At 38.4% G+C, this 22647-nt stretch carries 18 protein-coding genes; 2 read left to right on the top strand and 16 right to left on the bottom strand.

Annotated elements, in window-relative coordinates; all coding sequences use genetic code 11:
- Nucleotides 1–72 precede the first annotated feature (72 nt).
- The 7 genes from pfkB to IPU53_RS01130 form a co-directional block, all read right to left on the bottom strand.
- Nucleotides 73–1011 carry a 1-phosphofructokinase gene (gene pfkB / locus IPU53_RS01100; RefSeq protein ID WP_207446559.1) on the bottom strand — a complete coding sequence of 313 codons (939 nt, stop codon included), beginning with the start codon at nucleotides 1009–1011 and terminating at the stop codon, nucleotides 73–75.
- Nucleotides 1012–1020: 9 nt separating this feature from the next.
- On the bottom strand, nucleotides 1021–1872 hold the full coding sequence (gatY, locus tag IPU53_RS01105; protein ID WP_207446561.1) for a tagatose-bisphosphate aldolase subunit GatY: 852 nt from the start codon (nucleotides 1870–1872) through the stop codon (nucleotides 1021–1023).
- A 1-nt stretch (nucleotide 1873) separates the two neighbouring features.
- A complete protein-coding gene (locus tag IPU53_RS01110; protein ID WP_207446563.1) occupies nucleotides 1874–3034 on the bottom strand; it encodes an SIS domain-containing protein in 1161 nt (386 codons plus the stop codon).
- Between the two features lie 60 nt (nucleotides 3035–3094).
- Entirely contained in the window at nucleotides 3095–3811 is a 717-nt protein-coding gene (locus tag IPU53_RS01115; RefSeq protein WP_242697979.1) for a GntR family transcriptional regulator, read from the bottom strand.
- Nucleotides 3812–4208: 397 nt separating this feature from the next.
- On the bottom strand, nucleotides 4209–5798 hold the full coding sequence (locus IPU53_RS01120) for an extracellular solute-binding protein (RefSeq protein ID WP_207446565.1): 1590 nt from the start codon (nucleotides 5796–5798) through the stop codon (nucleotides 4209–4211).
- Between the two features lie 45 nt (nucleotides 5799–5843).
- Nucleotides 5844–6725 carry a carbohydrate ABC transporter permease gene (locus IPU53_RS01125; RefSeq protein WP_207446567.1) on the bottom strand — a complete coding sequence of 294 codons (882 nt, stop codon included), beginning with the start codon at nucleotides 6723–6725 and terminating at the stop codon, nucleotides 5844–5846.
- Between the two features lie 15 nt (nucleotides 6726–6740).
- Complete coding sequence (locus tag IPU53_RS01130; RefSeq protein ID WP_242697997.1) at nucleotides 6741–7661, bottom strand: ABC transporter permease; 921 nt, start codon at nucleotides 7659–7661, stop codon at nucleotides 6741–6743.
- Between the two features lie 258 nt (nucleotides 7662–7919).
- Here IPU53_RS01130 and IPU53_RS01135 point away from each other — a divergent pair, with 258 nt between their 5' ends.
- Together IPU53_RS01135 and IPU53_RS01140 are read left to right on the top strand one after the other, a co-directional pair.
- Nucleotides 7920–10157, top strand: coding sequence for a helix-turn-helix domain-containing protein (locus IPU53_RS01135; protein ID WP_207446571.1), 2238 nt, complete (start codon nucleotides 7920–7922; stop codon nucleotides 10155–10157).
- Nucleotides 10158–10189: 32 nt separating this feature from the next.
- Nucleotides 10190–10690, top strand: a complete 501-nt coding sequence (locus tag IPU53_RS01140) for a hypothetical protein (protein ID WP_207446572.1) — start codon at nucleotides 10190–10192, stop codon at nucleotides 10688–10690.
- Nucleotides 10691–11192: 502 nt separating this feature from the next.
- On the opposite strand, the gene IPU53_RS01145 is transcribed toward IPU53_RS01140, so the two are convergent.
- The 9 genes from IPU53_RS01145 to IPU53_RS01185 form a co-directional block, all read right to left on the bottom strand.
- Complete coding sequence (locus IPU53_RS01145) at nucleotides 11193–12281, bottom strand: hypothetical protein (RefSeq protein WP_207446573.1); 1089 nt, start codon at nucleotides 12279–12281, stop codon at nucleotides 11193–11195.
- A 775-nt stretch (nucleotides 12282–13056) separates the two neighbouring features.
- On the bottom strand, nucleotides 13057–13944 hold the full coding sequence (locus IPU53_RS01150) for a MurR/RpiR family transcriptional regulator (RefSeq protein WP_207446574.1): 888 nt from the start codon (nucleotides 13942–13944) through the stop codon (nucleotides 13057–13059).
- A 131-nt stretch (nucleotides 13945–14075) separates the two neighbouring features.
- A complete protein-coding gene (locus IPU53_RS01155; RefSeq protein WP_207446575.1) occupies nucleotides 14076–15221 on the bottom strand; it encodes an exo-beta-N-acetylmuramidase NamZ family protein in 1146 nt (381 codons plus the stop codon).
- A gap of 33 nt (nucleotides 15222–15254) precedes the next feature.
- The gene (locus IPU53_RS01160; RefSeq protein ID WP_207446582.1) at nucleotides 15255–15956 is read right to left on the bottom strand and encodes a PIG-L deacetylase family protein; all 702 of its coding nucleotides are present in this window, start codon (nucleotides 15954–15956) and stop codon (nucleotides 15255–15257) included.
- A gap of 35 nt (nucleotides 15957–15991) precedes the next feature.
- Entirely contained in the window at nucleotides 15992–16942 is a 951-nt protein-coding gene (locus IPU53_RS01165; RefSeq protein ID WP_207446952.1) for a GNAT family N-acetyltransferase, read from the bottom strand.
- A gap of 47 nt (nucleotides 16943–16989) precedes the next feature.
- Nucleotides 16990–18564, bottom strand: coding sequence for an extracellular solute-binding protein (locus tag IPU53_RS01170; RefSeq protein ID WP_207446584.1), 1575 nt, complete (start codon nucleotides 18562–18564; stop codon nucleotides 16990–16992).
- A gap of 99 nt (nucleotides 18565–18663) precedes the next feature.
- Nucleotides 18664–19560, bottom strand: a complete 897-nt coding sequence (locus IPU53_RS01175) for a carbohydrate ABC transporter permease (RefSeq protein ID WP_242697980.1) — start codon at nucleotides 19558–19560, stop codon at nucleotides 18664–18666.
- A 12-nt stretch (nucleotides 19561–19572) separates the two neighbouring features.
- The gene (locus tag IPU53_RS01180; RefSeq protein ID WP_207446956.1) at nucleotides 19573–20502 is read right to left on the bottom strand and encodes an ABC transporter permease; all 930 of its coding nucleotides are present in this window, start codon (nucleotides 20500–20502) and stop codon (nucleotides 19573–19575) included.
- A 172-nt stretch (nucleotides 20503–20674) separates the two neighbouring features.
- A complete protein-coding gene (locus tag IPU53_RS01185) occupies nucleotides 20675–22279 on the bottom strand; it encodes an extracellular solute-binding protein (RefSeq protein ID WP_207446592.1) in 1605 nt (534 codons plus the stop codon).
- Nucleotides 22280–22647 lie beyond the last annotated feature (368 nt).

Here is a 22647-nt window from a genome sequence, read left to right on the forward strand (position 1 = left end):
TTCACTGGCTTCTATTTACTCACCCTACTTTGATCAAGTAATGGCTTACATATTTCTTAAAGGAAAAAGATTTTACGCTTTTTCCTTTTGAATAATTTGGATTTTCTCCATTAATTCTTGCACAATATGAGGATGGACGGTTCCTGTCCCTTGCTCCATCGCATTGGCTGTCCCACATGCACAGGCCCATTTCAGACAATCTTCAATTGAATATTTCTTCTGTAAAGCGTAAGCCATTCCTGCCACCATGCTGTCACCAGAGCCAACAGCATTAACAACCTGGACAGTAGGGATCTCAGCCTTTAGAAAAAGATCCTCCCCTACTAGAAGGGCTCCTTCTTTTCCAAGTGATACAAGGACATACTGTACACCTTGGGTACATATTTTTTTAGCCGCAGCGACCATCTCATTCACCGTTAAATCTGCTTGATTCATATATTTACAGAGTTCTTCTTTATTTGGCTTAATCAGGAATGGCTTCCCCTCAATCCCTTTTGTGAGAGCATCCCCACTTGTATCTAATAAAACAGGGATGTTTGCCGTATGGGCCCATTCACATATTGTCTGATAATAAGAAGCTGGAATACCAGAGGCCAGGCTTCCCGAAGCAATAATCATCCCCGCTTCACTCATCAGCTCTTTTAAAACTTCCTCAAATTCTTCCTGTTCCTCTTCTGACACAATTGGGCCCTTTTCCATTAACTCTGTTTGTGTCCCCGCTTCTTCATCTAGCAACGCAAGACAGGTTCTTGTCTCACCTTTTATTTCGATAAAAGCATGATCCAGCTCTTCTTGTCTAAGCTGATCAACAATCCACTCGCCACTATTCCCACCTAAAAAACCAGTACAAACAGGGCTTTCACCTAATTTCTTTAAGACACGAGATACATTGAGGCCCTTGCCACCTGCTGTTTTACTTCCAGGCTCTACACGGTGCCCATGACCAATTTGGAAATGGTTCACCTTGTAAGCAATATCTACTGCTGGGTTTAAGGTGACCGTCACAATCATGCTTTTACCCTACGCTTTCTGTGCACTTTGGCACATTCGAATTTTACTCTCAACCACTTTTTTTAGATCATCAATGGCTTCACTAAAATATTTGCGTGGGTCGTTTTCAGTGGCATGAGCGGATAAATAGTTTCTTAATCCAGCAACATAGGCGTTCTTTAATTCTGTTGCGACATTCACTTTGCAAATGCCCAAACCAATCGTTTCATGGACCAAGGCGTCCGGGATGCCAGAAGCGCCATGAAGAACAAGTGGGATATCTACTACCTCACGAATTTCTCCCAAACGCTCCAAGTCTAATTTAGGTTCACCCTTATATAAACCATGTGCAGTTCCAATCGCCACTGCCAAAGTATCAATACCGGTGCGTTCAACAAATTCCTGCGCTTGGTCCGGATTCGTATAAATTGCATCCTTCTCATCTACACTCATATCATCTTCTATCCCACTTAAACGACCAAGCTCTGCTTCAACAAGAACTCCCTTTGGTCGAGCATAATCGACAATATCTTTGACAATAGCAATGTTCTCTTCAAAGGGATGATGACTTGCATCAATCATCACAGATCCTACACCCATATCAATCATTCTCTTAATATCGTCTACATTTTCATGATGGTCTAAATGAAGCTCAAACGGGATGCTATACTTCTTTCTCGCCGCTTCCATTATGCCAATCAAAAATTCCTCTCCCACATATTTAACCGTTCCAGGTGTCGCGGCCAAAAGGACTGGGGATTGCATTTCCTGAGCCGTTTCTAAAACAGCCTTTGTAATCTCCAAATTATGAACATTGAAAGCAGGGACGGCATATTTCCCTTCTTGAGCTCGTTGAAAAAGATTCATTGTTGACTTCACCATCTTAGTTTTCCCCCTCAAAAGGATAAATTTGAACACCTTGGACAACCCGACTAATCACACCTGTTGGGGACGGATTATCTGGTGAGATGCCACTATGAAGTGATGTTTCATAAGCAAATAACTGAGCGAAAATTACATACGGGAATGCAAGAGCAATATCTTCTTTATCAGCTAGAGGAATTGTGATTTGATAATCGCTATATTCTTCCACTTCAGCATCTTGTTTCCCAGAAATAACGACAAGCTTTCCTCTTTCTTCCGTCGAATAGATTTCCTTCAAAATATCAAGGTCATATTTTCTTGTATAAGGATGGTTAGATACATAAACAACTACCATTGTACCAGAGCTTAAAATCGACTTAGGACCATGACGAAAACCTAAGGATGTATCAAACATCGTTGGGAAGCGTCCTCCAGTTAACTCTAAGAACTTCAATGCTGACTCCCTCGATAATCCTTCGAATACACCTGAACCAAGATAAACAATTCGAGAAAACTTTGTTTCTAGCAATCTCGGAATAAAGTCGGCACATTCCTGTAGCATTCCTTTTCCTGCAGAAGAAACATCCAATATCGTCTCTGCAAAACTCGTTTTATCTTCACTGAATAAATATAAAGCTGTTAAAACCATTGTGGAATAACTGCTTGTCATCGCTAATCCCTTATCATTCGATTCTTCAGGAAGAATAAGAACAAGTTGGCGATCTTCCCCTTGTTTCCTTTTCGCAAGTGCTCCATCTTGATTACACGTAATCGTAATTTCATAGAACTCATCGACAAGCTTTTCTGCTAATTCCACTGCAGCCACACTCTCTGGACTGTTGCCCGAACGAGCAAAGGAAACCATAATGGTTGGAATCTCTTTATCTAAAAATAAATACGGATTGGCAGTTAAATTCGTTGTGGAAATAGCCTCAGACTCCCACCCCTTATTTCTGATCGCTCTCCTGACATATGGATAAATAGTTTCCCCAATAAAGGCGCTAGTCCCCGCACCTGTAAAAATAACACGTGCATGTGAATGCTTTTTTTCAATGGCATGGAGAAATTGCTCCATTTTCTCCTTTTCCTCAGACATTTGCTTGACTGTTTTTATCCATAGCTCTGGCTGCTGTTCAATTTCCCTTCTCGTGTGGGGTATTTCTTTAGAATAATTTCCCAATTTATATCCTTCCTCTCATGTAATGTTGTCATGACCAGATAATGCTAACACTACTCAGTGCTAGTTTAGCTCTACTGAGTAGGTAAATTTATCCCCTCTCGCGATCGTAGAGGTATACTCTACAACCATCTCATGTTCAAAGGTGAGCCTTTCAATTAATAAACTAGGCTCATCCTGGCTAATTTGCAAAAGCTCTGCTTCTTCCTTTGTCGTAGGTACTGCTCGGAAGCGTTCATTCGCTTTCGTTAATTGAACATGATATAAATCGCGGAAAATGGTATACATAGGTTGTTTTTTCAATGTTTCTTCTTGTAAATCTGGGAACTTACTTACTGGGAGATAAGAGATTTCATAAAGCATGGGGATATCATCTGCTAATCTAAGACGTGTAACTTTATAGATTTTCTCCCCTTCTGGCAACCTCATCTTGATTGCCAACTTCCCCTCACAATCAACCTTTTCAAAGGCCAAAACTTTTGTAGAGGGGACTTTATTAATCTTTTTCATTTCTTCGGTAAAGCTGTAAAACTTGACCAGGCTTTGATCGATAATTTTTGGAGAAACAAACGTCCCTTTTCCATGCTGTTTATAAATGAAATGTTCCTTCTCTAGCTCCTGCATAGCTTGCCTAACCGTTGTACGACTAACATCATACATCTCGCATAGTTCTCGCTCTGACGGAAGGCGATCATGTTCTTTTAAATCACCTGACTCAATCTTTCCTACAAGGATATCCATTAATTGATAATATAAGGGCAATCGATTGTCTTTCTGCATTATGATTCTCCTTCATTGTACCACATCACGTGGTCATTACCAGTTAGTTTATTTTAACATGTTATGAAGAATAATAATAGGGGAACATATATATTTGTTTTTTAAGTTTTAGTTGTGAAACAAAGATCCCCTACCTCGATGATTTCCTATTGGGTAGGGGTATCTTAAATGATGTATTTTTATCCCGCATTAACTGGCTGTAAGACCCCCATTTCAAGAATTCGTGGAAAAACATAGAATTGTAAGTGGGGGATCAACAGCCAGTAAAAGCCCGATTTGTTCAGGCCTGCAGGACGCAGGTCACAAAGGCGTTGCAACAGGATGTTGCGAATTTAGCCTTTGATCCTTACTAATCAGCGGGGGATGAAGGAAAACCCCCACTGATTGAAGTTTCACTTTATTCCTTATTTGCCTTTTCCCATTCTCCTTCGATACCTGCTTCATCTATTATTGTGTTCACATCATCAATGACCTCTTGTCCACCACGTGCCAAATATTCCTCTACAAATTGGTCCCAATCAGCAACCGGCCTTTGACCTACGATCATTTTTGTTAATTCATTTGTTGCAAACTCATTTAATTCAGACATTTTATTATTGTAGACATCAGAATGAATTCGATTCATTGGACTTACATATAGATCTGTTTCGTTTAACACCTCAACTAACTTTTTATTGAATTCCTTTGCTTCCTCAGCTTTCGAGTGTGTAGCATACTCTTCCATTGATTTATTGTCTTCTGTCCATCCACTTTCTTTAGGAATATAAGCGAGTGGAGCATATTTAGGATACTCTTCTGTTTTCTGCGGGACACCATCGACTATTTCGTAGCCTTTTCCTTCTCCACCCCAGCTCCAGTCAAAGTATTCGTTATCAGGCGTCTGGTCTTCAGCTGCTACATATATTTGCATATAATCGATCATTTCCAATATTTTTTCAACCTTTTCTGGATCATCTTTTAAATCTGCACTTATGGACCACATTCGATAAAATGGAGAGGCAGAGGAAATTCCTCGACTTCCATCAGGTGCCTCAAAGGCTGGAATCGGCACCACTTCAGCTTCTGGTGCGGTCTTTCTCAGCGTCGGAATATCTAAATTAATCGGTTGTGCTCCTTTTTCAATTCCAGGCTGTTCATACCAAATGCCTACTTTATTGGCATTAAAATCTTTGAAAACATCACTATAAGGTTTGACTGCCCAATCCTTATCAAGCGCTCCCGCTTTAGAAAGCTCATGTAAAAAGGTAATTTTGTCTTTATTCCCTTCAGAAATCCACCCAGGAATTAATTGGCCCTCGTCATTTTTATGATACCAGCTGCTTGAACTCCAATATGTTCCCATCGCTGGATCGTACACGATATCCTTCGCCAATCCAAGTCCGACTGTATCATCTTTTCCATTCCCATCTGGGTCCTCTGTTGCAAAGGCGATCGCGACCTCTTTTAGCTCTTCGTAATTGGTCGGCATCTCAAGCCCAAGATTATCTAACCAGTCTTGACGAATAAGTGGTTTCTTGCCACCATTTGGCGGAAACCACACTGGAATACCATAAATATTTCCGTCTAAGCTTACCGCATCCCATACTTGCTCAGGAATGACAGAAAGTCTTTCATACTTGTCAATATAATCATTTAACGGGAGGAACGCCCCTTGACCTGCCCATTTCATAAAATTCACATCTGGTCCTTCTGTTCCTACTACATCAGGGATATCACCGGAAGCCATTTTAACAGATAATTTTTCTTCATATGTATCCCAAGGAATGTATTGTGGTTTGAAATTCACAGCAAACTTTTCATTTAACTTTTTTACACCTTCACTATCTGGTTCAGGCACTGGTCTTTCCCATGTACCATCAAACCAAGAAATCGCCACTTCCCCATCTTTACTTGCGGAAGAACCCGTTTCCTTTTTTCCTGATGAACAAGCACTTAAGACACCTGCTAAAAGCAATACTGAAATGAAAATAAATAGATATTTTTTCATGCACATCTTCCTCCTTATGTTTTCATTGTCATCCATTTCCTTGCACTATTCTTTGACTGATCCGAGCATCACCCCTTTTGCAAAATGTTTTTGTAGAAATGGATAGACTAATAGTATTGGGATTGTTGAAATTAAGATTGCTGCCATGCCAATAGTTTCTGCTGGAGGAGGATTTTTTCCATCTCCTACATTCATGGCAGGATCTAAAATATTACTTGCTTGATTCAAAATCACAATCTGTCTTAATACCACTTGTACCGTCCATTTAGCAGGTTCACTTAAATAAAGTAAGGCCGTAAAATATGAGTTCCACAAACCAACAGCATAGAATAATCCAAATGCAGCTAAAGCAGGCTTCGATAATGGCAGCATGAGCTTGATAAAAATTTGCAGATCATTGGCTCCATCAATAATTGCTGCCTCTGTTAGGTCATTCGGTAAGTTAAGGAAAAACTGCCGCATCACGATTAAATTAAACGCATTGATCGCTGTCGGAATAATTAAAGCCCATAAAGAATCCATTAAACCCGTGGCTTGAACAATCATATAGTTTGGAATCATTCCAGCACTAAACACAAAGGTAAAGAGAATTAGAAACAAATAAACCTTCTGCCCCAATATATTCCGAGAAAGGGCATAAGCCATCATGGCTGTAATCAATAAGCTTACAAAGGTACCAATGACAGTCACATAAATGGTCACCCATAAAGAGCGCATAAATTCCTTCGAGCTCAAAATATATTCGTAGGCATCTAACACCCATTCTTTTGGAAAAAGTAATAAATCTGTATTGACAAACTCTTCATAAGTGGCAAATGACACAACAAACATATAATAAAACGGAAATAGCATGGCTGCTGCAATGAGAATAAGGAAAAAGATGTTTATCCCGTCGCCAATTCTGCTTAATAGTGTACGATCTTCCATGTAATCACTTCCTTTCTAGTAAACGCCTTCTTCACCAAATCGCTTCGCTAGACGGTTGGCACCAACGATAAGAATAAAGCCAACAACCGATTTAAATAAACCAACTGCTGTAGCAAAGCTAAAGTCAGAGTTTTGAATCCCCTTATAATACACAAACGTATCTAAAACATTTCCTACTTCCATTGTGAATGGAGTAAGCATAAGATAGATTTGTTCAAATCCAACATCCAACACACTGCCCAGTCGTAAAATAAGCAAAATAATGATCGTACTTTTTAGTGCCGGTAATGTAATATGCCAGATTTTCCGTAATCGCCCTGCTCCATCAACAGATGCGGCCTCATATAATGTTGGGCTTATGCCTGATAAAGCAGCTAAGAAAATAATCGTCCCCCAGCCAGACTCCTTCCAAATCACCTCTAATACAATAAGCGGCATAAACCAAGCTGGTTCTTGCAAAAATCCGATCGGCTCCATACCGAAAACGCTTCCTAAAAAGGAATTCACAATACCATTTGACTTTAGTACAACGGTTACAATTCCGATCACGACAACCCAGGATAAAAAATGGGGGAGATAGACGATGGATTGTACAACCCTTTTAAAAACACTACTTCGAACTTCATTCAGCATCAAAGCCAAAACAATAGAGATGGGAAATGCAAAAACAATTTGTAGGAATGATAGATAGATTGTATTCCATAGGACCCGTATCACTTCTTTATCAGCAAAGATCGTTTTAAAATGCTGTAAGCCTACCCACTCACTATCCCAAAAACCCTTAAAGGCACTATAATCTTGAAAGGCTATGATATTTCCAGCCATCGGTATATACTTATACACGATAAAATAAATGAGGCCTGGAAGAAGGAGCAAGGTGAGGTACCGTTCTTTCCAGATTCTTTTCCAAACGTTTTTTTGAGGTGGCCTTCCCATAAATTCAGGCTTGGCGATTGATTCTGAGCTTGTTTTTTCAATACTCTCCATTTACTTATGTCACTTCCTTTTTAATTGGTTGAGCATTTGATCTTTCAATTTCGACAATTTTCAAAAGCTTGTCGAATATTTACACAAATAGTAATGATTAGGACGAGCTTTCGTCAATCGGCTCTTTTTAGAAAGGTTCACGCATTTCTATATATCTGAAAAATAGTGAAGTTTATGTAAAATTGACTAGTATAGGGGGAAACGCTATTGCAACGTTACTTGCAGAGGTTTAATAGAAAGTCTATCTTTTTTAAATTATTCTCCAGCTTTATGGTGGTCATATTATTATTTATCTCCTTTACGCTTCTCTCTTTTAGTTATTTTAAGAGAGCGATTCAACAGGAAATCATTGTCTATAATACGAATAATTTAATTCGCACCACAAAAGACTTTGAACATCATTTTAATAAAGCGTACAACAGCATGACCCGCTTTTATTTACAAGATGATTTAAAAGCATTGTCTAACGAGGATTTAGACTACGCAGCGGCCAACCAAATAATTAAGGATTTATTCAATCTCCAAACAGATGACTCATTATACTTTGACAATCTATTATTATGGGACCGGAATCATAACATGGTATTTGGCCAAGACCGGGGAGCCTCACCTAATAAAGTCTTTGCTGACTTCTATTCTAGTGATGCCTATCCTTATGAATTCTGGAAAACACAGTTCAAGGATTTAAATGGGACTAAATTTTATCAGACTGCTACTTTTACAAAGGATGATCCCGTTTTTCGTAAAAGCAAAAACGTTATGCCGATCGTTGTAAAAAACAAGCTGATGCCAGATATCATTATGATTGGCTTCCTAGACATTGACAGAATGATTGATGACTTCCACCAATCGATCAATCATCATTTCCTTATTCTTGATGATGAAGGGGTCCCTTTATTTACTTCTTCATCCATTCAAGATGGGTCCATTCCCTCCCTTCCAGCTGACAAGGATTGGGTTAAAACGGACAAGAACTATTATTTTTATTCGAAAGGTTTGGAGCATGAGTTCACCTATGTGAACGTCATACCTGCGGCAAATATTCTCTCTCATATATCAAAGATGAATATTACATTAACGATCATTTTATTTGTGACTTTACTGATCGCGATTAGTGTCTCTTACTTCTTTACCAAAAAGTTTAATAATCCAGTAAGGCGAATCTTTGAATTAATGAAACCATCAAATGAAAGCAGTTTATCGTTAAAACATATAAACGAGTTTGAGCTTATTCAGGAGCATGTCCAGTTATTATTAGAGGCCAATAAAGAAATACACGAGGACTTAACAGAAAAAAGAACATTACTTCGGTATTATGCCTATATTAATATGATGAAAAAAATGCACGCGGATTTTCAAGAATTGAAGGAGCTCGAAGAAAAGAAACAACCTTATCGCATTGTCCTTATACAACCAACCTTTAAGGAACGGTTTTTCAAGGAAAAGCTAGATGAGGATAAGACGATTCAACACTTAATGGAATATGTAAAGATCATGATGACAAATGCTTTTCAAAAGTCTGTCTACACCTTTCAAATTGAAAGAAATGAGATTCTTTCGATTATTTATTTTTATGAGCATGAAAATAGGCTAAGTGAGATATTGGAGACTATTCAGCAGGCTGCTCAAGGAGACAAAGATTATTATTTCCTTACGATGACAGTGAGTTCACTTCATACTCAAGCAGCCGAGCTTACCACTGCCTATGAAAAGGTGCAAGAGGTTTCTAAATATCGCCCATTCTATAGTGAAACCACCCTTTGCTATGAAACGGGGCAACTTCCAAAAGATTATTCCCCATCACCTTCCTATAGAAAGCAACTTCATACCCATTTGATGGAAGGGAATGCTGAGGAGGTCACGCGTTTACTAGATCAGATGATTGAAAAGATGGAGAAAAAAGCAGCCCCAACGGTTAGTTATATGATGTTTAAAGAAGCGGTTTTTCAAGAAACCATTCAAATTATACAAAGTCTTCATCTTCATGCAGATGCTTTACGTGCAAAAGAGGATTCATTTATCTATTCTGTGCAGAAATTAAAAGACTATTTTCATCAACTTATCCATGAGGCCTGCGATCAAATAAAACAATCTAAGAATGAACAACATGATGTAATCGCGAGTGTCAAAAACTATATTCAAATAAATTATGCCAGTGAGTTAACCTTAGACACCGTAGCAAAGCAAATGAATATCTCCGGCGGATATTTATCCACCTATTTTAAAGAAAAAACGGCAATTAATTTTTTAGATTATGTCAATCAAGTTCGGATCGAAAAGGCGATGATTCATTTAGTGGAGACTGATTGGAGGATCAACGAAATTGCTCGTAAAGTAGGCTACCAAAACCTGAATTCATTTAACAGGATGTTTAAAAAGCATACGGGCTTAACACCCAGTCAATATCGGAAAACACGCTCACACACTGAAAATGAGATATCCTAGCCTCCAGAACATATTACACGAGGAGAGATATAATGGTGAAAGATTACAAACCCTTGCTGTTAAACGATATGTTTCAATTGTACTTACAGCAAAGATACAATATTAACAGAAGTGACTATGTTTATCATTTCAATATAAGCTACCTTATGAATGAAAAAGAAGCTGCTCAATTTGATTTCGGCTATTTTGAGCAACTGTTTGAAGAAGTGCACTTAACAAAGCAGGAAAATGGAGAGTTCTTTTTAGAATTATTCAATTTGAAAAAGACAATTTTGCAAGAATTTGATTATAATTATGAGAATAAACTTTTGGATGATTCATATATCCATATTATTAATTACTTGGAACAACAAGAAATTCTAATAACAAAAAAGCCAAAATCTGGATATCTCCAATCTAAAAAAATAAGCACAACCAAAAGGATTCCAATCAAGTCAAGTTTATTTCTAAACCAGCTAATTAGAAAATATTCCTTTTTGAACAACAGGTATGGTAAGGCATTTATTATAATCCCTACTCCATTTATAAAGTGAACCTTCAATCAGTGGGGGTTTTTCGACGCACAGGACGTGCTAGTGCAGACGTTGCGACAGGATGTCGCGTACTTAGTCTGCTTTCATCTCCCACTGATTGTTAGTTGAACCAATCGGGCTTTTACGGCAGTATATCCCCCACCTATGCTTCTCCGTATTCTCTAAAGCCTTGAGAGTGGGGGTATTACTGCCCGTTAATGCGGGATAAAATGGACAAAAAAGATAGAGGAGAAGATTTCCCTTTATTTTGGTTATCACTTTCAAGATATCAGCTTGCATATTGCGACAATCGATGATGTACACTATATTGTCAGTGTTGATTTACATGATTTAAAAGAGGAGCAAATTGCTGATGCAACTGAAGACTTGTTATTATTAATACAGTAATGCTTTGTATAAAGCGATACTGTCATCAGTGGGGACTTCGGTGGCAGAGAGGTTGAATACAAAATAAGGGCGTTTTGACTCTGTTGCATAGTCAAAACGCCCCTTTTCCATTTCACTATAATGATAGAGTTTGTTCTAATTCGTGGTAAATATTATTGCTGCGTGAACGATCGATGCATTTGGCATATAAATCTTCTAACTGATCTTGTAATTCCTTTGCTTCTGCCAAGTGACTTTTCCCTCGCTGCATTTGTTCCCGATACTTTCCTTCAATATGGGCAATTTCCCCTGCAAAAGTCTCATCTGTTCCCGGTGCGATCGTAAGCTCATACATATCAATAATGGAGTCTCCGGGACGATCAGGAAAATATTCATGCGGGGCCGTACTATCAAAAACCGCCCAACTTAGTTCCCGAATCAAGACCATATCAAGGCTTTCTGGATCAAACCCACATTGATAAATCTCTATATCATACCCACGGTTTTCAGCTTCTGCGACAACTTTTTTTAGTAAAGTTGATTTTCCTGTTCCCGCTCTTCCTTTCAGAAAATAGCGTTTTTGCAAACCTGCGGTAATATTATCTACAAAATCAACAGCTCCTACTGGTGTTGCTGCTCCTAAGAAACGCCGTAATATCGTCGTTTTTTTAGTGGTTGTATTTTTCGCATCTTGAAATAGAGTGGTTAGAAGATCTTTTGTTACTTGATTAGCTTTAGTGAAGTCCATTTTTCCAATGTAAATGTCTTCCCAATCATCATGTATACGAAGGGCTTTTTCATATGCCGCATATGTTTTTGCATATTGTTCACTTATTTTTTCTTGTAAGGAATCTATTATTTCTTGGTTCTCTTCTAATTTTAATGTACTCTCTTCTTGCTCAAGATCAATGGTTTCCCATTGAGGCCCAACACACTCTTCACCTATTATACGAGGCGGATCTGCATCAATTATCGCAAAGCCTTCCTCACGAATAATAAAACCTTCGACCTGATCAGGATGGTTTGCTCGGTGAATGATCTCAATCAAACTTGCTTGATCTTTCCATTTATTTACAAGCTGTTCCATTATCGCCGATTTTTCATTTTGTGATTTCCCAGTCAATAATAAAACCCTCTCGACATTCGCCAAATTTGAATCGTATAGACTGTAGAAACCCTTGGCTGTATTCCCTCCTGCAAAATAGCGCAAAATATTTCCGCTCATTTCATCATCTCCTTCTGATGAGCTTCCTCCACTCTAGCCTATGCAATAAAATGTAATTCTGACATTCACCTTAGAACTTTTTCCCATCAGCCGACAAATTAGTGATAGATCATAGGGAAAAAACAGAAGGTGATTATCAAACTATTGTGACTCAGTAAAGGACACAACCTCGTAAAACACGCCATTGGACTTCACTGCTGCGAGCCCCGTTCTCCACTGTCCTTAGTTAGAGACTTGGGAAACGAATAAATGATGAGTTACGTAATTTGAGAAAGCAAAGTTTGTTTGGTACTGAAATCTAATCCATGAACTCCTTTTCTTCATTTCATCCTGATTTGTGTCCATAGAACCTTCTACGTACCAGTTTCCTGCTTTTCATCCTGATTTTGTGCGCGTAGAACCCTCTACGTACCAGTTTTCCGCGTTTCAACCTGATTTTGTGTTTGTAGAACTCTCTACGCACCAGTTTTCTGCATTTCAATCTGATTTTGTGTTCATAGAACCCCTCTATGTACCATTTTTTCGCGTTTCAACCTAGTTTTGTGTCCATAGAACCCTCCTATGTATCACTTTTCCGCGTTTCGATCTGATTTTGTGCTTATAGCCCTCTCTACAAACCAACTTTTGTGCTTTCTTGATATGCAAATAACCCCAAATCTGCGAAGGGCGATCTATTTCTTCTCAGATTTGAGGTTATTGGGTCTCGAGAGGTTAGACACTAGCGATAGGTTCAACACCAAGATCCGTTTTGACTTTGTGCTTTCCAGTGATGCCTTTATTCTTCTCTCTTCCGCGTGCGGGATGGTTGACCTTTTTTTATAAAATCAATTGCTTCCCTTGTTTCATCAATAGAGGCGATCGCTTCTTTATATTGCTGGGAAGCGACACACATAAATAAGATATCGATTGCATGGAGCTGGGCAATTCGAGATGAGGTAGCGCCACTTCGAAAAGTAGGCTCCTTTGTTGCTGAAATGTACAGGCGTATATCTGCCTGTTCTGAGACAATCGATGAACCATATTTTGTCAAACTAATGGTTGTTGCCCCTTGTTTATTTGCCAATTCAAGAATTTTTGCCACTTCATGGGTACCACCTGAAAAAGAAATACCTATGACAACATCGTTTTTTCCCGCATTGGCTACAACGGTAGCGGCCATATGCAGATCATTAAAAGCAAGAGCATTTTTATTAATCCTTAGAAATTTCTGTTGAGCATCCTCTGCACTTATAAAGGAAGCACCTACACCAAAAAGATGAATTGTCGATGCGTTCTCAATGGCTTTGATTGCTTTAGATAGTTCTTCTGGACTTAACAGTTCAGCTGTTTCTTTTAGTGTTTGGATACTATTTGATGTCATTTTTTCAATAATTGAGTACATAGATTCATTCGGTTCGATGTCCCGGAATTCTGAAGTTGGCTCTTTCTGTAAATCTCCAGCTATGCGTAACTTTAATTCTTGTAATCCTGTTAAATCGAGGGATTTACATAACCGAATCACCGCTGCACTACTAGTAGAACTCCTCTTCCCTAATTCACTTGCTGTCAAAGAAATGGACTCTCTAGGATTTTCCAACATATATGAAGCAATTTTTCTTTCTGAAGGGGGCAATTTTGCAAGCATTTCAGAAAGCATTACTAATCCACCTGTTGCATATGACATGGCATTCAACCCTAACTCAATTTTTTTCCTCGCAAAGACTGTATATACAAGATCCTACCATTTTCTCTCCTTTTCTGGCAACTACGATTTGCTTGAGTGTCTCCCCCCGTTCCCCCACCAGATGAAAGTTCTTATTTATACAGAAGATATGGTTCTCTTTGCTTTTGGAACTGTTCTACTTGAACTTGGCATCCTTCGAGAAACTCTTTTGTTTTCCCCTGCATAATAATATCACGCAGCTTTTTGGTTCCAGCTAGTAGATCGAAAAAACACTTACCATTTTGATGTCTGAATTGAAAATCATGTGGATACATTTCCGCAATCAGCTCTATAATCGTTAAGCCTGCTTGCAAAGAAAATAGGGATTTACGATCAACGATATGCAATTGTACCCCTTCACAAACTTCGCCTTGATATTTTTGTACATTCGGTACATAGGAAACTGGACGAGCTAAAACACCTGGTAGTTGTTTCTGATTGAAGGCTTTTGCCAATTGATAACCATCAATATAAGGAGCTCCTATATATTCAAACGGCTTTGTTGTGCCTCTTCCTTCCGAGATATTGGTTCCCTCAATTAAGCATGTACCTGGATAAAGAATTGTCATATCAAGTCCAGTTGTATTCGGTGAAGATGGCACCCAAAATAAGTCGGTTTCATCATAGTAAAATTGCCTCTTCCATCCTTCCATTTCTATAACAGTTACTTCACAATCAATCCCCATTTCATGCTTATAAAATTGTGCGATTTCACCGACCGTTAGCCCATGTCGATTCGGTATAGGATAAAGTCCAACAAATGAGCGCACATCTTCCTCCACTAAATTCCCTTCAATGGAAGTACCTGAAATAGGATTCGGACGATCGAGAACAACAAATTCATTACCATATTCAGCACACGCTTCCATGACATAGGCCATCGAGTAAATATATGTGTAATACCTTGACCCAATATCTTGGAGATCAAATACAATAACATCGACAGGGTCAAGCATCTCCTTACTTGGCTTTTTCGATGCCCCGTATAAGCTGTATACAGGTAGACCTGTGTATGGATCGATGGAGGATTCTACTTCTTCTCCTTCTTTTGCATCTCCACGTATCCCATGTTCAGGGCCATACAAAGCCGTCAACTGAATGTCTTGGTGGTCATGAAACAAGTCAATGGCAGGAACAAGCTTCTCATTTACTCCTGTTAAATTCGTTAATAAGCCCATTCGCTTCTCTTTAAAAGCTTGATATTCTTTTTCTAAAAATACATCTAAGCCGATTTTCATTCTCTCACCATCCTCTTTTGCTTAATCCTATTCTTAAAGTTCATATCCTGGGATACTGCCACCTTTTCGAACGTTAGACCCAGTAGGGAATTTTAGCGTTTGCGCATACTGTGTCCGATTGACACACCCTCGTACTGTTCCTAATGCTTTGTAATAATCATGATAGCGGAAAGAGGAGGAATTCATAATAAACCAATAGTGAGTCAGCGCTTCTAAATAAGTGTCGAATTCCTCTGAAACATCGACATAAATATCAGGTACATATCCCTCCATATCTTCCCAATTCTCACTGTGATAAATTCCGTAATAATGGGGGGCTAATCCATCAAGGTCAAACCCGGGAAGGCCAGCTTTTAATTGTGCTGCTTGGACAATTTTATAACAAAGAGAATGATCGGAATGGATGCTATTTTCCCAATGGGTAATCACTACATTCGGTTTGATCTTTCTTAATAAGGTTGCCACATGTGTCACAATCTCGTCATTAAAAGTAAGCTCTGCGTCCTTATAATCCAGTGTGATCGTCTGTACCCCAAGAATTTCCGCAACCTTTTCAGATTCTTTTATTTTTTGTTTACGGTATTCTTCAACCGAAATATGAGGTGGATTTCCCTTTTCTCCTGCTGTTAAATGAACAAAAGTAACTTCATGACCCGCCTTTGCATACTTATGGGCAATTGCACCCGCCTGCAGTTCTACATCTCCACAATGGGCTCCTACTAACGCTAGTTTCATAAATGTTTCCTCCTTAAGATAATATAAATAAGAGTTTAGTTAATATCTTTTTTCATAACATGAAAGGTACGAGTGATTTCGAATCCTGTTTTCTTATAAAGATAACCGGCTGCGCTTTTCTCTCCAGTCCAAAGGAACCAAGCACCATGCAAGCTTTGCGCTTTCATTTGTTTTAAACACAGATTTAAGAGTATTTTCCCCAGCCCTTTTCCTTGTTCATCTGGATCCACGCCAAATGGACCAAATCGATCTGGCACACCTTCATAGCCACCAAAAATACAAAATCCTACTACTTTTTCGCCATTTCTAGCAACAAGGATATGTTCCATTGGTAGACCTTGCAAGACACCTTCTCTGATTGCACGCCCCCAATCTGGATTGAACTTCAAGTTTGCAAACTGAATGACTTCATACAAGTCTTTATCTTCAGCAAGCGAAAAGGAATAGCCTTCATTCTCTCTTTGTTTAATAAGCTCTTTGATATTTTCTGAGATTTTAAAATCAACGAGATTGCGATCCATCGCAACCGGGGAATACAGTTTCGTAAATCCTTCTGCTTGCAAAAACTGATACGCCTCAGGGTAAGCCTCTTCATCAATACCAGGCATAATGTAGTTCGGTGCATAAGAAGCGAAAAATACAGTTTTCCGCTCGTTTTTTTTCAAAAAGTTAAAAGCCTCTTCCATCAACTTTGTCCCCACACCGGATTTACGAGAATCCTTATCGACAAAAAAGAATGGGATCCAGCCATTATCTGCTTCCAAATCAGTGCCAAACATTGGCAGTAATCTCCTTACAGTATATACGCATCCAATTAATTGATCATTTTCAAATGCTAGCAACATGCCTTTTGGATCAAAATTTGCATCCAAGAGTACGAGATTGCGAAAGCGTTTGGGGGTGATAGGATCTTTCCATAAACTTTCATTCCATAATTTTACAATCCCTTTTTCATCACCTGATTGATAATGTCGGTATGTCAACATCATTCATTTCCTCCTTTTAAGTCCCATAGAACATAGTTGAGCGGTCCTTACTTCTCTTCTGCCCAACGATCGTATGCATCTTGATGAATTTTTACATACTCATCGATGCCTAGTCCTTCAAGTGTTTCGATATATTTATCCCAGCCCGTTTCAATCGATTCTGCCCCAGTGATGAATTTTGCCTCCATCTGTTCAAAATACGTATCAATATCTGGCTTTAATGTATTGATCCTGTCCTGCTCGTCTTCCGTAAAATATACAAGCGGATACGGCATTTCAGCATGAGGCAAAAGTTCATTTGCCAGATTTTTATTAATTTCGTGAATCGTTGGATTGTCTTCCTTACCAAAGATTTCTTCGCTTAACACCATTGGGACATTCGTTCCTACCCCAGGAGCATATTGAGAGTTTGTTTCCGTTGTACTTAAACCGTCCTTTGATAATAACGTCCATTTTGTTTTATCCTCATTCCATTCATAAGATTCGCCCTCAATCCCAAGTCTTGAAAGAATGGAACCTTCCTCTGAGTATGCATAATCCAACCAGCGCATTGTCGCCTCAGGATATTTATTCTCACTTGTAATCGCTGCTCTTCCCCTGCGAACTTCCGGCATTTCAATCGTAAGTTTTTTATCATTGACCGCACTTGTCAATGGAGGTAATGGTGGATACTTCAACGCTTCCGAAGGATCCTCAAATCCAAGCATCACAATCGGCCACGTCGAGTAGATGCCCACCTTAGGGCCTTTTGCAACAAATTGCTCCCATGTATGGGAAAACATATCATTATCTAATAATTTTTCGTTATACAGCTTATTCATAAAGCTGATATATTCTTTAAACCCTTCTTGTGTAAATGCATAATCGACCTTACCATCTTTTTGAAAAATCCCATCTGTCTGGATAACACCAAAGTTAGGAAGAATTCCAACCCGCAGATCTGCTGGTGAATTGGCCGTTAATGGAATAGCTTCTCCTACATCCCCAGGATCTTTTTCTTTAAAATCCTTTAACAGTTTGTATAAATCATCAACTGTCTCTGGAGTTTTCGCGTCAATCTCCTTCATCCATGGTTGATTCATCCACATAATCGGCGTTTTCGATTGGGTTGTTGTGTCCAATCCAGGCAATGCATAAATATGTCCATCAGGTGCCGTAATCGATGGCTTAATATCTGGATGCTCCTCCATCACCTTTTTTAAGTTTGGAGCGTATTGATCAATCAAATCCTCTAACGGAATTAACATTTCTTGAGTTCCATAACTCACTTCTTCCGCTGAAGTCAACTCAGCTCCATAAAATACATCTGGTAATTCCATACTAGCAAAGGCCAGCTGTTTCTTTTGTTTATAATCATCTGCAGGCGAGGTTTTAAATTCAAAATCAATATTCGTCATCTCATTCATTTCTTTGAAAAAACCCATGTCTTTCCAGTCAGGTTGAACAGGTGAACTTTGCCCCATCATCGTTAGTGTAATAGGTTCCTTAACAATGGGATAACCTGTTTCATTGAAATTTTCGTCGTTGTCCGCATCCTTCTTTGTTTCATTTTTGGCACACCCTACTATGAAGACCGTACTAATTAAAAGTACCGTCAGGAAAAATAATGCCTTTTTCTTCATTCAATTTCCCCCCGTAATAATTTATCTCAGTGTGCTATATCGTCCATAAGCCCCACACACTGATGGCAGCTTTTGAAATGTATTCGTTCACCCCCTTCGTTATCCTTTTATGGAGCCTATTAGAACACCTTTTAAGAAAAAACGTTGTAGGAAAGGATACACGATTAATAATGGAGCAGCTGATACAATCATGACAGCGTATTTAATAATATCTGCAATCCTTGCATGCTCACTTAAGGCTTCTGCACTCCCACTTTGCATCATCATATCTGCCGTCATTTGTTGCTGAATCAAAATCTTCCTTAAAAATAATTGCAATGGAAATAACTTTTCATCAGAAAGGTAGATCATTGCACCAAAATATTGATTCCAATGCCCAACCCCATAAAACAATGCCATTACAGCAATAATTGGTGCTGATAATGGTAAAACGATTTGAAAGAATGTCCTGAATTGGGAAGCCCCATCCATTTCAGCCGCTTCTTCCAATCCTTTTGGAATTGTCACCTTAAAGAAAGTCATAGTGACGATAATATTCCACATCGCGGCTGCACTCGGAATGACTAACGCCCAAATCGTGTTGACCATGCTTAAATCCCTGACAAGCAAGTAAGTAGGAATTAACCCACCTTCAAAAAACATAGTAAACACAAACAATGCCATGATAACCTTTTTTCCAATCAATTCTTGCCTAGAAAGTGCATATGCTGCCGGTAATGTAACGGCTAAATTAATAAAGGTGCCTAGCAATGTATAGAAAATGGTGTTGCGATACCCGATCCAAATGTCGGTATTTTGAAATACACGCTGAAAGCCTTCAAAAGTAATCCCTTTTGGCCATAACCACATTTGGCCTGAGTTTACAAAAGAAGGGTCACTGATAGAGGCACTTACAATGTATATAAGCGGATACATTATAATGATAATGAAAAACCAAACTAGGATTTTATTACAAATATCAAAAATCCGATCCGTCTTTGCTTGTTTAATTTCCATATCGATGCTCCTTTACCATAGGCTTGTCCCCGTTCTTCTAGCCAGCCTATTAAAGGTTATGAGAATAGCAAAATTAATAACTGAATTAAATAAACCAACTGCTGTTGAATAACTATACTGGCCGTTTAATAAACCCGCTTCATACACATAGGTTTGAATTACTTGGGAAGATTCCAGATTTAGTGGATTTTGCATTAATAGGATTTTTTCAAAACCAACGGACATAAAGTTACCCATATTTAAAATTAGTAGAATAATAATCGTTGGTAAAATCCATGGAATATTAATATGCCATATTCGTTGCAGCCTAGATGCACCATCTACCTTCGCTGCTTCATGTAGTTCTGTATCCACACCTGCGAGCGCTGCCAAATAAATGATTGCTCCCCACCCAAGATTTTGCCATTCATTAGAAAAAACGAAAATGGTTTTAAACCATGATGGTTCTGTCATAAAATTAATCGGTGCAAATCCGAAAAACTGGATAATATTGTTTACGATTCCAGTGATCGGGTTGAGAAAGGCAATAATCATGCCAACAAAAACAACGACTGATATGAAATGTGGTGCATACGTAACCGTTTGTGCTATTTTTTTAAATCTGCCATCTCGGAGTTCATTTAAAGATAAGGCGACAATGATCGAAATTGGAAATAACAATAATTGGTATAGACTAATACCTAATGTGTTCTTAATAAGATCCCAAAAATAATGTGACTGGAAAAATCTCGTAAAATGCTCCAATCCAACCCACTCACTACCTAATATCCCTTTTGATGCGACAAATTTTTTAAAAGCGATTTGCAATCCATACATCGGATAATACTTAAAAACAAGAAAATATACTAAAGCTGGAGCTAATAAAACGTACAATTGCCAATTTCTTTTAATTTTTCTTCGCTTTAATCCGCTTTTCTTTTGATTTGAGCCTATAGTTGTCATGTCATTTCCATGCAAACGGTGCTGTTGGTTCATCTGATTATTGACAACTCCTTTCTTTTTTATATTCATACTTCAGGTGCAACAGCCCGCAAGCACCCTTTAAGGTAATCTCGCTTTATCCGAGAATCCCCCTCTTTGGATTACCCTTTTTTACATTTGAATAAGGACTAAATTATTCTTTCTTATATCGATCATAGGCTGCTTGTTGAATCTCCATATATTTATCCAGCCCCATGGTTTCAATTGTTTTGACATACTCATCCCATTTTGAAAGTGGTTCATCACCAGAGATAAATTTGTCCGTCATTTCCGTAACATATTTGCTAATATCTGTTCCGGCAGATGCTAGAAATTTGTTTTCTTCCTCTGTATACAAAAATGCTGGCCAGATTTCGTCTGCAACATATGGTTCAATTTTCTTAGCTGCTTCAAGGGAGGCTGGCGCGTTCTCCGATCCTTGAAAATAATCTTCCTTAATGATCCCTTGTACACCGCCCAACCAGGTGAGATGTTTAGCAATTTCTTGTTCCATCGTTAAACCTTCAGCTGGATTTTTGATTTTATCGACGTATTCATACTTGCCATCTGCTGTTTTTTCGTACGTTTCACCTTCAACTCCCATATAATAAAGTCTTGCTCCTTCATCACTGTAGAAATAATCCATCCATCTCACAGTAGCGGCAGGATTTGGATTTTCTTTAGTAATAACAAAACTTCCAATACTGGAGACCATTGGTGCCACTTTAGTAAACGACTGATTTCCGTTAGGACCTTTTAAGGCAGCAGCACTGTCGTAATCACTGCCGACTTCTTTGCCGAAAAGTTCTACAGGATCGTAAAATACCGTGCTAGCATATTTTTTCTCTGCTGCATTCCCCAAATATTGCCCCCATTCGATGGAAAAAATATTTTGTTCGATCAATTTTTCGCTGTACAATGTATGCATATATTCGAGCAACGCTTTGTAATCATCAGATGTCGTGTAAAACCTGACTTTATCGGGATCATTTGGGTCTACATCAATATTTTCATTTCTAACTCCTCTATTCGCTACTCCAAATGAGCCTTCTAGCCACCCAACCAATTCGTCCATACTTGTTCCACCGTAAGGAACTTTATCAGTTTTTTCTTTAGCATCTTTTAAGAATTGATAGAATTCATCTGTCGTTTCCGGAACTTCCATTCCTACATCATTAAGGACTTCTTTGCTAAACCAAGGTCTGCTTGCGACACGAACAGATAAAAAGTCTGGTGAAACCAAGGATGGAAGCGAATAGATATTGCCGTCAGGGAATGTGATCCCTTTTTTAATTTCAGGATTCTCTTCCATAAGCTTGTTCAGATTTGGGGCATATTGATCAATTAAATCATTCAGTTTTACAAAAGTCCCTTGTTTTCCATATTTATAAAGATCCAATGTTGGCATGGAGGAAAGGAAGAATACATCCGGCAAATTACCTCCGGCTAGTGCAAGATTACGCTTTTCTTCCAGGGAATCGGTTTGAATCTGCTGTTCCCAATTAAGCTCGATATTGGTCATTTCGGAATACTTGTTCCAAATTAAAATATCATTCCAATCTGAGTTAGCATTTTGCGCAGATTTACCTGTAAACATTTTTAAAGTGATCGGTTCCTCCACAATCGGAAAACCTGTTTCGTTCACATTTTTGAGCGCTTCTTCATCCACTTTCCCATTGTCCTTTTCAACGTTATTGCTGCATGAAGCTAGTAACACCAGCAAAACGACCCATCCAAATAAAAAGATTTTGATTTTCATGAGAAACCTCCTTGATACTGTAAAGACTAACTTCATATTTAAATAACAAGCTAACTAACACCTATTCTCCAAATAACCTATCGCCGATAAAATTTAGAAATCATCTCCTTCTTATTTCAGGCCCAGCGGATTATACGCTTACATAAAAACAAAAAGGAACTAACTATGCTAGCCCATTACATCTCTTATTAAAGAATAGCATAATTAGGCAGAAAATGAAATATAATTTTATATTTTAATATATTTTGTTGTTTTTTAATATCATACATTGAAACAATTATTCAAAAAATACTTTGCTACAATTAAATTTTTCGATAGATGATGATTTATATTTTTAGAAAAACACGAATAAACATTAAAACATCGAA

The sequence above is a fragment of the Bacillus sp. SD088 genome (genome assembly GCF_017355205.1).
Classification (GTDB): Bacteria; Bacillota; Bacilli; order Bacillales; family Bacillaceae_C; genus Lederbergia.

Coding starts and splice junctions, on each gene's coding strand:
- pfkB (WP_207446559.1), bottom strand. CDS start 1,011: ATGATTGTGACGGTCACCTTAAACCCAGCAGTAGATATTGCTTACAAG.
- gatY (WP_207446561.1), bottom strand. CDS start 1,872: ATGGTGAAGTCAACAATGAATCTTTTTCAACGAGCTCAAGAAGGGAAA.
- IPU53_RS01115 (WP_242697979.1), bottom strand. CDS start 3,811: ATGCAGAAAGACAATCGATTGCCCTTATATTATCAATTAATGGATATC.
- IPU53_RS01120 (WP_207446565.1), bottom strand. CDS start 5,798: ATGAAAAAATATCTATTTATTTTCATTTCAGTATTGCTTTTAGCAGGT.
- IPU53_RS01125 (WP_207446567.1), bottom strand. CDS start 6,725: ATGGAAGATCGTACACTATTAAGCAGAATTGGCGACGGGATAAACATC.
- IPU53_RS01130 (WP_242697997.1), bottom strand. CDS start 7,661: ATGGGAAGGCCACCTCAAAAAAACGTTTGGAAAAGAATCTGGAAAGAA.
- IPU53_RS01140 (WP_207446572.1), top strand. CDS start 10,190: ATGGTGAAAGATTACAAACCCTTGCTGTTAAACGATATGTTTCAATTG.
- IPU53_RS01145 (WP_207446573.1), bottom strand. CDS start 12,281: ATGAGCGGAAATATTTTGCGCTATTTTGCAGGAGGGAATACAGCCAAG.
- IPU53_RS01150 (WP_207446574.1), bottom strand. CDS start 13,944: ATGTCATATGCAACAGGTGGATTAGTAATGCTTTCTGAAATGCTTGCA.
- IPU53_RS01155 (WP_207446575.1), bottom strand. CDS start 15,221: ATGAAAATCGGCTTAGATGTATTTTTAGAAAAAGAATATCAAGCTTTT.
- IPU53_RS01160 (WP_207446582.1), bottom strand. CDS start 15,956: ATGAAACTAGCGTTAGTAGGAGCCCATTGTGGAGATGTAGAACTGCAG.
- IPU53_RS01165 (WP_207446952.1), bottom strand. CDS start 16,942: ATGTTGACATACCGACATTATCAATCAGGTGATGAAAAAGGGATTGTA.
- IPU53_RS01170 (WP_207446584.1), bottom strand. CDS start 18,564: ATGAAGAAAAAGGCATTATTTTTCCTGACGGTACTTTTAATTAGTACG.
- IPU53_RS01175 (WP_242697980.1), bottom strand. CDS start 19,560: ATGGAAATTAAACAAGCAAAGACGGATCGGATTTTTGATATTTGTAAT.
- IPU53_RS01180 (WP_207446956.1), bottom strand. CDS start 20,502: ATGACAACTATAGGCTCAAATCAAAAGAAAAGCGGATTAAAGCGAAGA.
- IPU53_RS01185 (WP_207446592.1), bottom strand. CDS start 22,279: ATGAAAATCAAAATCTTTTTATTTGGATGGGTCGTTTTGCTGGTGTTA.